This window comes from Actinomycetes bacterium (genome assembly GCA_024222295.1).
Classification (GTDB): Bacteria; Actinomycetota; Acidimicrobiia; order Acidimicrobiales; family Microtrichaceae; genus JAAEPF01.
This window is the reverse complement of record JAAEPF010000025.1, coordinates 98,665-111,175: the sequence shown is the minus strand read 5'-3', so window position 1 is coordinate 111,175 and position 12,511 is coordinate 98,665. Positions and strand designations below refer to the sequence as shown.

Below are 12,511 nucleotides of genomic sequence, written 5' to 3'. Positions count from 1 at the left end.
CCGCCGCGCGGCGAGTCGACAGATCAGTCCTCTGTCAGCCCTACTTCCCAGAGCGTGCCGTCTGACTCCGGGAAGTGGTACCGAACGAGGCGATCGCGGTCGTCGAGCCAGAACTCGGCGTCGTCGTCGTAGTTGCCGCCGACGTATCGGCAGTGGCGCAGGCCCGGGTGCTCGCTCGAGGGGTCGGGCGCTTCGACGCCGAGACGTTCGGCCCGGCGTGTCTGGATGCTGGGCGTCAGCAGCGACTCCGGGTCGCCGGGGTCGAGCGCAGGCACCACGACAGTGGCTTCTCCGCTCAGTATCGTGGCCGCGATGGCGGGGCCCTGGAAGACCCTCAGCAGCGGCGACAGCACGGCGTCGCCGCCGGGGTCGACCTCGGAGTCCTCGTAGTTGCCGTCGGCCATGTGGCGCACCCTGAGCTGGCCGATCGTGAGCATGTACATCGCCTGCACCGTCGGCAGCTCGCCGCCTTCGATCGACAACCGGACCTGGCCGTTGGTTTCGTCGGAGATTCGCACCTCGGCGCTGATGGTTGCCCCGTCCGGTGAGGTCCGCTTCGAACGCACCTGGGTGCCGTCGCCGCTGACCTCGAACGTTTCGGTGATCCCGCTCGGCTCGCCGTTGCGCAGGTAGGTGTAGGTGCCCGAACCGTCAGCCGGCAGCGGGATGCGCACGGTCGAGTCGGAGAACTGTGTCGAGGTGTCGGTCATGGCGCAGAGCGTAGGCGGCACTGCGCCCGTTAGCGTGAGGGCGTGACAACAGCTGAGTCGATCTTCACGGGCGGTGCGGTGGAGCCGGTCACCGGCGACACCGCCGAGGCGGTCGCGGTCGCCGATGGCAGGGTGCTGGCGGTCGGCTCGGTCGATGATGTGATGGCATACCGCACCACTGCCACCGATCTGGTCGACCTCGGCGGCGACGCGCTGCTGCCGGGTCTGATCGAACCCCACACCCACCCCGACCTCTGTGGCCAGCTCTACTCGTGGGTCGACGTGTCCGGGTTCACGCACGACTCGGTCGAGGGCGTCGAGAACGCACTGAGCCACGCGATCGCGCAAGCGAAGCCGGGGGAGTGGGTGTACGCATTCGGGCTCGACTTCATGCTGACTCCCGATCTGGGCACCTGGGACCGCGATCGCCTCGACGCGATGGCTCCGGACAATCCGGTCGCGATCATGATCCAGTCGATGCACACGGCGTTTGCCAACTCGGCGGCCTTGGCGGCTTCGGGCATCGATGAATCGATCGAGGACCCGGGCGACGGTGGCCGCTTCGTGCGTGACGCCAATGGCCGGCTGACCGGCCGGATCGAGGAACTCGGCGCGATGTGGCGCGTTCTGGCGCAGGGCATGCCAGGCGAGGACCTGCTGCGGCAACAGGTCGCAGAGCAGTACCGCCGCTATGCGGAGGTCGGCATCACCACAGTCGGCATGGCCGGCACGTTCCTCGGCGGCGGCGACTTCGCCACGTTCCGCAAGCTGGCCGGCCGCGACGACGTGCCGTTGCGGCTGGTTGCCTACATGCGCCACGAGGAAGCGCTCGACAGCCCACTGCGCCCGGGTGAGATCGAGGATGACGGCCTGTTCAGCGTGGCGGGGGCGAAGCTCTGGTACGACGGATCGCCGTACACGGGCACGATGCTGATGGATGAGCCCTACCTCGAGACCGACCTGTGCTGTTGCACGCTCGGCATCGAGGCCGGCTCGACGGGCAGGGCCAATTTCGATCCGCGTGACCTGCGGGAGATCCTGGGCGAGCTGCACGAAGCGGGCTGGCAGGTGATGACGCACGCGCAGGGCGACAAGGCGTGTCGGGAGACCCTCGATCTCTATGCACATGTGCTCGCCGACACACCCGAAGGGCACAGCCACGGGTGGCGACTGGAGCACTGTGCGCTCATCACCGACGCCGACCTGAAGAAGGCGGCCGCAATGGGCGTGTCGCCGAGCTTCCACGTCGACCATGTGCGTTGGTACGGCCCGGAGCTGCGTGACTCGATCATCGGCCCGCAGCGTGCCGACCGCCTGATGCCGATCCAGTTCGCGATCGACCATGGCCACCGCCCGAGCCTGCACGCCGACTCGCCGATGTACCCGCCGGGACCACTGCGCCTCGCCGGAACCGCTGCGAGCCGCCGGACGCGCCATGGCGACGTGCTCGGCCCTGGCCAGGCGATCTCAGTCGAGGCCGCGATCCGGGCGATCACGATCGATGCCGCCTGGCAGCTCGGAATGGACGACGAGGTCGGCTCGATCGAGGTCGGCAAGAGGGCCGACTTCACCCGTCTGGAGCGCAACCCGCTGAAGGTCGCTCCCGAGGAGATCGAGAACGTCGAGGTGGTGGGCACCTGGTTGGGCGGCGCTCCCATCGCAACCTGACCGTACTGTTCTGTCCGGCGGTTCAGAATTCGTTTCGCGGTGTCCCAGCCCTCCGGTACGGTGGGTGCAAACAAACGGGGCTGACTGGTTTCGACGTTGGGACCTGGAAGTCACGCTTGCGACCCGAGTTGTCTCAGACTCGATAAACGGGGACACCAAATGAACCGCCGATGAGCAGTTCGCTCTCGCCGCCTGACCTAGTCAGGTAGTGAAGAGTCATCGTGACCAGAAATGGCGCACGGGGCCTGATCCTCACAGCCCGGCAACAGAAGTGAGGGTGGACCGCAGGGAAAGACCGCTGACAGCCGGCAAAGACCGCTGACGTCGGGGAATAGACCCGGCAGTTGACCTCGGTCAGCCGACCCGCCGGTGCCACAGCTGTAAGTGGCAGAGTCGGGAATGGTCGTAGCGGGTGTGCCAACCACCTGGCGGACGGGGGTTCGATTCCCCCCAGCTCCACTGAGGGGTGGGAGCGAAATTCAGCTCCCACCCGGGGCGAAATTCGCAGGCACGGTACGACGCTGGGAGTCAGCCGAGCGCTGTGCGAGGAGTGGCGCGACCGGAGCGGTCAGCTGGTGACTGACGCCACGGGGATCAGCGTCAAGTTGGATACCTGCATGACACCACCGAGGCCCGCGCCGTCGGCGTCAGTGCAGTTCACGTTGACAGCTGTGGCACCGTCAACGGTGACCCAGCCGGTACCTGACACGGTGACCAGCTCGTCAGCAGCCAGATCTGCTTCACCGCCGCCCTGTGTGATCACGGTAGTTGGCGCCAACAGGACACATCGTGCTTCAACGGGGCTGCCGAGAGGCGTGGAGATCACCATCGACCAGTTGGCCATGTAGGTGCCCGCAGCCGGAGTTACGCCACCTGCTCCGAACGGTGACGTGAACGCGTTGAAATCGAAGATGACCTGACTTCCTTCGCTTAGTCCATAGGTAGCCAATGCGGGCCCAGCGGGGCCCGTGGCGCCGGTCGCACCCGTGGCGCCGGTCGGTCCGGCAGGCCCGGTCGGTCCGGTGTCTCCCTTGGGGCCTTGCGGCCCGGCGGGGCCAGGAGTACTGCCGCCCAGGCTGGCTGCGGCGACCCACTTGTCGTTCTCGCACTTGTAGAGCTGGCCGTACTGGCCGGCAAGGGGAAGGCTCGCGCCGCTCTGGCACGGCTCTCCGGATCGTGCGATGGAGAACGGATTGATGTCCCAGTCCTGTGCAGGTGTGTCGGCTGCCGCCAGCGGAGTCATGGCCAGGGCCAACAGTGCTGCGATGGCAATCGTGCGCTTCATTGGGGTGTCTCCCTTAGATCTTGTGTTATCGAGTGCCTATCGGCTGAACGCCACATCTCTTGAGTGAGCTCGAGTCCGTCGAGATGAACGACGTTCCGATCCAGACACTGCAGCTGGCCAAGTAGTCAGTCAAGGTCCGGCTCGGACCGCTGTTCGAGCCCTGAGCAGAGCACGGCTGCCAGGCGGGCCGCACGCAACGGTCGGTTGCCACTCGTCGCTTGGCTGTCTGTCCTGGTGGCGGTGAGTCGACGCCCGGGTGGTGTGACGATTCTGCGATCCGGTTGTGATGGGCGCGCTGCTCGGGCTCCGGTTGAGGCTGGATATCCATGTCACACAGGCGATCTGAGAATTTCGGTCCCACCCCACTGAGGGGTGAGGGCGAAATTCGGCCCTCACCCGGGTCGAAATTCGTGGATGCTCTCGCCCCAGGGTCGTTGACCCACCTTCATCTATCGATCCGGCCCGCGCAGCTCGCCGTTGCTTGCCCGGAGCTGCCGCAACGCCTGTCCGCTCGCATCGACGTGAACTTCCGCCACGTCAGGACTCGACCTGAACTCCGCGACCATCTGCTCGATCACGCCTTCGGGTGGGAGCGGCCTACACAGCGCGAGCGCGAGCACACCGTCGGAGTTCTGCAATGACCCGAGCTCAGGACGCAGGTCGAAACCGGGCTTTGGGTCCTCCGCCGGAACAAGGACGAACTCATCTACGAACTCATGCACACCGGTTTCTGTCCAACCGGGTTCGAACACCACGGCAACCGTTCCCGGGTCGCCCGGAGCGCCGAAGCCGTAGTTCTCGCACTCATCCGGATTCCACGATGTCTCGGCCGGCCCGGCTGACACTTCAGTGTCGTTTGGGAAGAGCACGACGCTCCTGCAACGATGACCGAGAACACAGCAGCGGCCGCCAAACTCAGGAACAGGCATCGCGCCGACCTCGGCCGTCGACGGCCTGCATGTCCTTCGTCTCTTGGTCCCAAAGAACACATCTTGGCAGGCGCCACCTATCAGGCAGCCGGTTGGCACGAGGGATTCCGCACGGTCAGCGGTGTGACGATTCCGGGATCTGAGCGTGATCAGCAACGCGCCCAAAGGCCAGCGTGCCCCGGAACGGTTACGCAGGCACGGTCTACGAATTTCGCTCCGACCCCACTGAGGAGGGTTCCCCTGAATTCGGTGCGAGGGTTCCTCTGAATTCGGGGATCTGTTCCCCTGAATTCGGGTTGGCTGGGGCGCCCCGGTCAGATGCGAAGCCCGCTGACCACATCGTGCCCTCCATAGCCTGCGGGGGGTCATCACGTACCGAACAGAGATGGCCCCCCGGATGCGGGGCCTTCAGTCTTGCTTGGGGTGGGATACCCGTCGGATCAGGTCGTTCATGATCTTGAGTTCCGAGTCGAGTGCTCGTCTGCCCTTGGCTGTGATTCGCAACCAGGTTCGAGGCCGTCTCCCCTCCAACACCCTTTTTGATGTGACGAGCTCGGCGTCCTCCAGAACCTGCAGGTGCCGGCCGAGGTTGCCGTCGGTCAACGACAGTGTTTTCTTCAGGTATGCGAAGTCAGCGCGCCGTGCTTCGGTCAGCACGGCGAGGATTCCCAGCCGGTGGCGTTGGTGCACAACGTCATGGAGTTGGCTGACCGGGTGTTGCTCACCGTCCATGGCGACGGCTGGCCACGATACCGACCACGATCGTTGCCAACGCTGCCACCTCGACCAGGACCTGGGGCAGGGGAACGGCGTTTCGAACGTCAGAGGTCCAGAACACCCAAGCGAGCAGCCCGGCGAAGACGACCCCGACGCCACATATGACCATTGTGCTGCGGTGACGGATCCAGCCGAGAGCGGCCAGTCCGCCGCCGACGACCATTGTCGGCCACGCGTAGCTGCTCGCCTCTGAGGCAGCGTCGCGGAGGGTGAATTCCCGCTTGCCGGCCACCACCACATCGGTGTTGAGCGCCAGGTCAGCGATCGCGCTCCAATTGAGTGCGAGCAGTGTGAACACTGCGAAGGCAACCACCAGCTCGGTGTCACCGCCTCCCAAGCCTGCCTCGTGGGCCCGCTGACGAGAGATGCCCCACACAATCACGAAGGCCGCCGGGAGTCCGAGGATTGCCGGGAACGCACCTATCGAACCGAACTGGATGGTGGCGTAGACGAACAAGACTGCGCCGATAACGACAAGGGGCACTGACTCGTCACGCAGGTCCCTTCGGGTGCGCTTACGCAGCGACTCCAGATAGCGAGCCTGTTCCTCCCGCGAGGCGTCTAATTTCCCACCCTCAACCGAACTCTCAGACATGTTCCTCTCCCCTCCGCTCGACAGCGACAGAGTACTCTGCAATGCAGAGCATAGGAGCCCCGGGAACGCTGTGCAGCGGTGTGTGCAAGCCCCTCAGGTGGCCAACGGAGCCTGAAGCTCAGGTCGAAGTGCTGTCGAACCAGTCGGCCAGCGTGTCGAGCATGGTGACCCATCCGTCGCGGTCTGCGAGCGCGGAGCCCTCCGGGGTGCCACCACTGACCAGGTCGTCGTTCCAGGCGACCGTGGTGGGAGCCACCGGTGGCCTGATGAAGTGTCCTGCTCTTGGATAGTCAATGTGTCGGTCGGTCTGGATCCCATGCTCCTGGCGGCGCTGGATGACCGCTGCCGCCATCTCCGAGGCGGGCCACATCTCATCGTCGGCGCCGCTGAGAAGCAGCAGCGGTGCCTCGATGCGTTCCACCGGGATCGCGGCCGCGTCCGCTGCCTCGGAGTCCGCCAGTCCTGGTTCATAGGTCTTGCGGAGGTGCAGGGCATGGGGCCTGGGGTGCCGCCGGTAGAGACGGTCCACCGTTGCGTGCTTGATCAGTTCCGGCATGATCTGTTCGCCATGCATTGGCAGCCAGTCGAGTGGCTGGCCGCCAGACGTCAACGAGGAGCATCTGGGTGGTGGGCCGCCCTCGCTGAGTGCTTGCCAGACCACGGAACTGGGTGCAACGGCCACGACGCCGGCTACCGGGGGCGCGCCGTCAAAACAGAGCGATGCCAGCGCGACTGTGGTCCCGACCGAGTAGGACAATACGGCCACGCGGCCGCCGTCGACCTCCGGATGCCCTGCGAGCGCCTTGATGCCACGGTGTATCGACTCGAGTGGTATCTCCTTCAGAGATGAAGGAAGGCCGTCCTGTTGCATGTATGAGAGCACGGCCGCGTTGTACCCGCGACCAGCGAGAAGCCCTGCCACTGGTCGCATGCCGGCAGGCCCCGTGGAGCCCGGCACGATGACCACCAGCGGTTTCTCCGCACTGGACTCTGCAAGGAACAGCTCGGAGCGGAACCCTTCCCCGGAAAGGTCCCTGCGACCAACGGAGCCGTCCCATGTCCGCGTCGAAGTGACCCGGGCGGCTGAGTCCCCACAGGCTGCTCCAACCTCGAAGTCGAGCGGACCGAACGGAAGCGTGAAGGTCGTCGGTGCCGTGCGCTCGTCTGCGAATCCCATGCTCCAGAAAGGGCCCGTCGGGTCCACGCCGTCGTAGTCGCCCATGAGCGGTGCTGTGGCATCTGGGGACACCGTTCCGTCCTCGCCGGCGCAATAGGTGTTCGACCCCGACCATCGATGTCCTGCGGGGTCCGTGCAGCTCACTTCGAGCACTACCGAGTCGCCGGGGTGGATCCCGCTGACCTGGATGCCCGGAGCCTCATCGGCCAGCGATTCGAGCGGTGTCACGGTCAGCTTCACGGCAACTCCATGGCCTGAAGGTTCGGGACTTCCCAGGCGCCCGAATCATAACCATTCCCGGACAACGGCGAGTTGGCGTGGTGGGGCAATCCACCACCAAGACCTGCAACGCCGGAAGATCCCGTTCACGAGCGATCCGAGGGAAGCCGACGGTACACTCACCAGACAACGTCAAGTCGATCTGGCGAACTTCAGGTAGATCTGGAGAGTTTCAAGTCGATAGTTAGCGAATGGAGAGCTGCGGCCGATAGTAGGGACGCGTAGGCGGCAAAGAAGAGGTTCCGGGCAGGTGGTTTGGTGAGATCAGAACTGCCGACATCAGACACACTCGAGGCCAAAGTGGCTGTACCCAGCCACCGGTCGGGTTTCCTCGAGACGAACGCGCAGGGTCGTGTGTTGGCAGCATCCGACGCTTTCTGTGAGATCGTCGGTCTTGAAGCCGACGATCTCGTGGGCGGCGTTGCACCCTACGAGTGGTGGCCATCGGATCAGGTCCCGTGGTTCGAAGCGCAATTGGGCAAAGACCTGGCGTCTGCGCCGTCTCGCGGTTACTTCGAGGGCCAATTCGCCAAGCCCGACGGTACACGTGTCCAGGTGTTCGGTTCCGTGGCTGGTGTGCGCGACGAGACGGGCACTTGCCAGCGGTTCGTGTGGTCGGTGGCCGAAGCGGACAAGGAGCCGAACGCGCTCGCGTCGCCGTCCGACTCAACACAAGAAGACATCGACGGTGCATTGCAGCGCCTGTTCGACTCGAACATCGTGGGAATCATCACCGGCGTCGGTGATCGAGTTCTGAACGCAAATGACTACTTCCTGGGAATGCTTGGCTACGACCACTCTGATCTCGTGTCCGGCGGAATCGACTGGGTATCGCTCACACCGCCGGAATTTCTGGAGGTCGACGCGAAAGCCGGTGAGGAAATGGCCAAGGTCGGGAGGTCGGGACCGATCTACAAGGAGTACGTGCACCGTGACGGCCACAGGGTGCCGGTGCGCATAGCTGGTGCGACCATCTCCGCTCAGCCGTTCAGATGGGTGTCGTACGTTGATGACATCTCGGAGCTCAAGGAGGCTGAGCGCCGCCTGAGGGACCAGGCCGCCACCGATGCGTTGACGGGTGCCGCCAATCGAGGCGAGCTCGAGCGCCTCCTCGACCATGCCCTGGAGGACTCTCTCGATTCAGGAACTACTGGTGCCGTCATTTTCGTGGATCTCAACAGGTTCAAGGCGCTGAATGACACTCATGGTCATTACGTTGGTGATCTGGTTCTCAGGGAGGCCGTTCGGCGAATCCAGAATGCCGTTCGCAAAGAGGACACCGTCTGCCGAATTGGGGGCGATGAGTTCCTGGTCATCTGCGAGAAGCAGGACGAACGCGGTGCCCTTGCCGCAGCGGAACGAATCGTGGACCTCCTGTCCCGTTCCTTCAATATCGGAGGCCAAGTCCTACGGATCGGTGCCAGCTGTGGGATCGCCCGGTTCCCTGCGGACGGGGCCGACGTGTCTGCGGTCATCAGCAACGCCGACCGGGCGATGTACGCGTCGAAGCGCCGCGGCGGCGGCGTGACTGCCCACCGGCGCTCCGAGAGTGCTGTCGGCGTCTCCGGATCCTACGACTCACAGGTTCGCGCACTCAGGAAAGCGATCAGCAATGATGAGTTCTGCCTCCACTACCAGCCGGTCGTGAGCCTTGGCAGCGGCAAGGTCACCGGATTCGAAGCCCTCGCTCGCTGGAACCATCCCTACCGAGGCCTTCTTGGGCCTTCGGAGTTCCTCCAAGTTGCAGAGGAATCGGGACTCATCATCACCATTGGCAACCATCTCATCAGCCAAGCGTTGAGACAGGCCGGTGTCTGGGCAACAGGGTCGGGTCTTGTCACCACACCCCACCTCTCGATCAACCTGTCACGCCGCCAGTTCGCCGCAACCGACCTGTGCGCCCGCCTGAAGACCGCCATCGCCGGGAGCCACGTCGACCCGGGCACACTTGTCTTCGAGGTCACCGAAACGGCCCTCTTCGATGACCAGGAACAGGCGACCGAGGTGATGGAGGAGATCCGCGCCATGGGCTGCGCGATCGCCCTCGATGACTTCGGTACCGGCTACTCGTCTCTGGCGATGCTTCAGGACCTGCCGGTGGACGTACTCAAGATCGACCGCGAGTTCGTCAGTCGGCTCGATTGCGATGATCCCGCGGTTTGTGACACCCCTCCCATGAATCTGCTGGCGAACATCGTCGATATGGGCAGGACGCTAGGCATGGATGTGTACGCCGAAGGCGTCGAGACGCAACAACAGCATCAGTGCGTGCGGAGAGCAGGAGTGGGTCACGCCCAAGGGTTCCTCTACGGCAGGCCCATGCCCGGAGAGGCAGTGCTCCCGGTCGCCCGACAGATCGATGCCGCCCGGCTGACCTGACCGGGGGCAAGCTCCGCCGAACTACCCGATGGCTACAGGGGGCCACTGTCACGCCCGTGTCGCTGGTGGTCCAGCCACGGGCAGAATCGTCTGGTGATGAACCTACCAACGTACGAATGGGCAACTGCTCCACCCGCCGATGGGATGCTCTCTGGCCTGACGGGGCAGGCGCCGCTGCCGGAGCTGGCTGAACCGACTCGGTTCGGTCCCGTCTCCGCGGACTGTGACGAGCCGCTTGTGACCGTGGAGCACAAACGGGTCTTCGACCTTTCCTGTTACGAGCGCGCGGGCTGGCCTCATACGCGCCCACACCTTCAGTTGCGAGAGGGCGCAGCCCAACGGCTCTACCGGGTCGCCGATCGAATGCCGGAGCCATTCGGGATCGCTGTCTTCGACGCCTGGCGAGCGCTCGAGTTGCAGCAGGCGATCTACGAGGCGGCCTATGCCGACCCGCACCTGCCGGCGGGGTTCGTGTCGCATCCGAATCCCGACCCGGCAAACCCGCCACCGCACCTCACGGGTGGCACGGTCGACCTCACACTTGCGTGGGATGGCCAGGCGCTGGCGCTCGGAACCTCGTTCGACGACTTCCACGAAGGTGCCCATGCCGCGTCGCTCGAGTCGGAACCCGGCTCGGAGCGGGAACTGCGCCGCTTCCTCTACTGGCACATGCGCGCCGCGGGTTTCGTGGTGCTCGCACAGGAGTGGTGGCACTTCGAGTACGGCACCCAGAGGTGGGCGGCAATCACGGACAACGAGCCAATCTACGCGGCGGCGTCGTAGCCTCGGGCTCGCATGAAGCTGCGCTCGGTCACCGGAAACTCCCAGCGCCTCGACGGTGGGGCGATGTTCGGCAACGCACCCAAGGTCCTTTGGCAGCGCTGGGTGGAGGTGGGCGACGACAACACGATCCCGCTGGCCACCCGTGCACTGCTGGTGCAGGAGGACAGTGGCCGAAACGTGTTGTTCGAGGCCGGCATCGGCACGTTCTTCGACCCCGACATGCGCGCCCGTTACGGAGTTGTCGAAGAGGCGGACGTGCTCACCGACAACCTGGCCGCCATCGGCCTGGCCTCGCACGACATCGACGTGGTGGTGCTGTCGCACCTGCATTTCGACCATGCCGGCGGGATCCTGAAGCCGTGGTCGGCGGACCGGGGTCTCGAGCTGGCCTTCGACTCGTCGCGGTTCGTGGTGAGCGCAGCTGCGCTCGAGAGGGCGCACAACCCGACAGTGCGCGACCGCGCTTCGTTCATCCCCGGACTACCGGGGCTGCTCGAGGAGACCAGACGAGTAGAGGTCGTCGACGGTGACCGTTCGGGCACCCTCGGCGATGGCTACCGCTTCCACTTCTCCCAAGGGCACACGCCGGGGCTGATGCTCACCGAGGTCGAGGCTGAAGACGGTCCGGTCGTGTTCACCGGCGACCTGGCTCCGGCGACGCCGTGGGTGCACGTGCCCATCACGATGGGATACGACCGCTACCCGGAGCTGCTGGTGGAAGAAAGGGCCGCCCTGTGGGAAGACCTGGAGCCGCGTGGTGCCCGGCTGTTCTTCGTGCATGACCCTGACGTCGCGATGGCAGCCCTCGAACGCTCTGACAACGGGCGCTACACGACTCGGGACCCTGTCGCCGTCCTGGACACCTGACCGGCGCAGTTCGCTCATGGTCAGCCACTCATCGTTGCGAGGGGAATCTAAATCTGGGCCGCCAACTGGCGTACGATCCCGCGCGTGAACACGACAGATGGCCCCGGCACGACCACCACAGCGCAGCCGGAGAGGTTCGAGCCACCCGAAACCGCCGATGTGCTGGGCAAGCTCGACATGTCGATGCAGGAGGCGATGCGCACGCAGCGGGCGGTGCGCAAGCTGCACACCGAACCTGTCGACCGGGACCTGCTGATGCACCTGTTGGAGCTGTCGCTCAAGGCCCCCACCAGCTCCAACACCCAGGACTGGACCTACATGGTGATCGAGGACCGTCGGCAGAAGGAGCGCATCGCGAAGCTCTACCGGGTCCTCTACGGGCTGTTCAATCCGATCGCCGAGCGGATGGCCGAAGGCGACGACAAGGCCATTCGCCAGATGCGCCCGGGCCAGTGGCAGGCCGAGAACTTCGAGGACCTGCCTGTGTTCGTGATCCCGTGCTACCGCCGCAACCTCAAGCACCGACCTGTGGGCCGCCCACAGATCTCCGTCTCCTCGTTCTACGGCTCGGTGTACCCCGCCGTGCAGAACCTGCTTCTGGGATGTCGTGCTGTTGGGCTCGGCGCGTCACTGCAGACGCTTCCGATCTGGCTGGTGCCTGCCGCGCGGTGGATCCTCGGACTGCCACGGTCGGTCAACCCGGTGTGCATCATCCCGATCGGGTGGGCGAAGGGTCGCTACGGTCCCACCACCCGGCCACCAGTGGGCGAGGTGGTTCACTTCGACCGTTACGGGAACCAGCCCTACAAGCGCCCCTGAAACGCGCACCAGTCTCATCGTCCGCAGATCTGGGGCGTGCGGCCGGTTCCGCGCAGTCGTTGCTACGGTCCGCGGCCCGACGTGCCGATGGCTCTGGTCGACCGAATGATCGGAGAGGGGCCATCCGCGCAGCCGCCGAGCACATGAATCCCGCGCCAACCGTATCGCGCCGAACTACCGTGGCGCCGAGGGGTCGCGCGCCCCGAGCGTCCACCAGCGGCCCAGTGCCACCCCATCCAGCTC

General features: G+C 65.0%; 10 protein-coding genes and 1 other RNA gene. 6 read left to right on the top strand and 5 right to left on the bottom strand.

Annotated features, from left to right (window positions below; genetic code table 11):
- Positions 1-23: 23 nt before the first annotated feature.
- Positions 24-710, bottom strand: coding sequence for a hypothetical protein (locus GY812_10165; protein MCP4435839.1), 687 nt, complete (start codon positions 708-710; stop codon positions 24-26).
- 42 nt (positions 711-752) lie between these two features.
- Between GY812_10165 and GY812_10160 the strand changes: the two genes are divergently transcribed.
- Both GY812_10160 and ssrA read left to right on the top strand, forming a co-directional pair.
- Positions 753-2,378, top strand: a complete 1,626-nt coding sequence (locus GY812_10160) for an amidohydrolase (protein ID MCP4435838.1) — start codon at positions 753-755, stop codon at positions 2,376-2,378.
- A 76-nt stretch (positions 2,379-2,454) separates the two neighbouring features.
- Positions 2,455-2,840: a transfer-messenger RNA gene (gene ssrA / locus GY812_10155) on the top strand.
- Between the two features lie 1,272 nt (positions 2,841-4,112).
- Here the strand turns inward: ssrA and GY812_10150 are convergent.
- The 4 genes from GY812_10150 to GY812_10135 all read right to left on the bottom strand — a co-directional run bounded on the left by GY812_10150 (position 4,113) and on the right by GY812_10135 (position 7,381).
- A complete protein-coding gene (locus GY812_10150; GenBank protein MCP4435837.1) occupies positions 4,113-4,532 on the bottom strand; it encodes a hypothetical protein in 420 nt (139 codons plus the stop codon).
- A 468-nt stretch (positions 4,533-5,000) separates the two neighbouring features.
- A complete protein-coding gene (locus tag GY812_10145) occupies positions 5,001-5,324 on the bottom strand; it encodes a helix-turn-helix domain-containing protein (GenBank protein ID MCP4435836.1) in 324 nt (107 codons plus the stop codon).
- On the bottom strand, positions 5,314-5,964 hold the full coding sequence (locus GY812_10140; protein ID MCP4435835.1) for a hypothetical protein: 651 nt from the start codon (positions 5,962-5,964) through the stop codon (positions 5,314-5,316). The genes GY812_10145 and GY812_10140 overlap by 11 nt, the downstream gene beginning before the upstream one ends.
- A 118-nt stretch (positions 5,965-6,082) precedes the next feature.
- Positions 6,083-7,381: a hypothetical protein gene (locus GY812_10135; protein MCP4435834.1), complete on the bottom strand. Its 1,299-nt coding sequence runs from the start codon at positions 7,379-7,381 to the stop codon at positions 6,083-6,085.
- 396 nt (positions 7,382-7,777) lie between these two features.
- On the opposite strand from GY812_10135, the gene GY812_10130 reads away from it, so the two are divergent.
- The 4 genes from GY812_10130 (at position 7,778) to GY812_10115 (ending at position 12,268) form a co-directional block, all read left to right on the top strand.
- Positions 7,778-9,799, top strand: coding sequence for an EAL domain-containing protein (locus GY812_10130; GenBank protein MCP4435833.1), 2,022 nt, complete (start codon positions 7,778-7,780; stop codon positions 9,797-9,799).
- Between the two features lie 96 nt (positions 9,800-9,895).
- Positions 9,896-10,582 carry a M15 family metallopeptidase gene (locus tag GY812_10125; GenBank protein MCP4435832.1) on the top strand — a complete coding sequence of 229 codons (687 nt, stop codon included), beginning with the start codon at positions 9,896-9,898 and terminating at the stop codon, positions 10,580-10,582.
- Positions 10,583-10,594: 12 nt separating this feature from the next.
- The gene (locus tag GY812_10120) at positions 10,595-11,449 is read left to right on the top strand and encodes an MBL fold metallo-hydrolase (protein MCP4435831.1); all 855 of its coding nucleotides are present in this window, start codon (positions 10,595-10,597) and stop codon (positions 11,447-11,449) included.
- Positions 11,450-11,626: 177 nt separating this feature from the next.
- Complete coding sequence (locus GY812_10115; GenBank protein ID MCP4435830.1) at positions 11,627-12,268, top strand: nitroreductase; 642 nt, start codon at positions 11,627-11,629, stop codon at positions 12,266-12,268.
- Positions 12,269-12,511 lie beyond the last annotated feature (243 nt).

Excerpts from the sequence above, each read along its gene's own strand:
- GY812_10165 (MCP4435839.1), bottom strand. The coding sequence starts at position 710 with ATGACCGACACCTCGACACAGTTCTCCGACTCGACCGTGCGCATCCCG.
- GY812_10145 (MCP4435836.1), bottom strand. The coding sequence starts at position 5,324 with ATGGACGGTGAGCAACACCCGGTCAGCCAACTCCATGACGTTGTGCAC.
- GY812_10140 (MCP4435835.1), bottom strand. The coding sequence starts at position 5,964 with ATGTCTGAGAGTTCGGTTGAGGGTGGGAAATTAGACGCCTCGCGGGAG.
- GY812_10125 (MCP4435832.1), top strand. The coding sequence starts at position 9,896 with ATGAACCTACCAACGTACGAATGGGCAACTGCTCCACCCGCCGATGGG.
- GY812_10120 (MCP4435831.1), top strand. The coding sequence starts at position 10,595 with ATGAAGCTGCGCTCGGTCACCGGAAACTCCCAGCGCCTCGACGGTGGG.
- GY812_10115 (MCP4435830.1), top strand. The coding sequence starts at position 11,627 with ATGTCGATGCAGGAGGCGATGCGCACGCAGCGGGCGGTGCGCAAGCTG.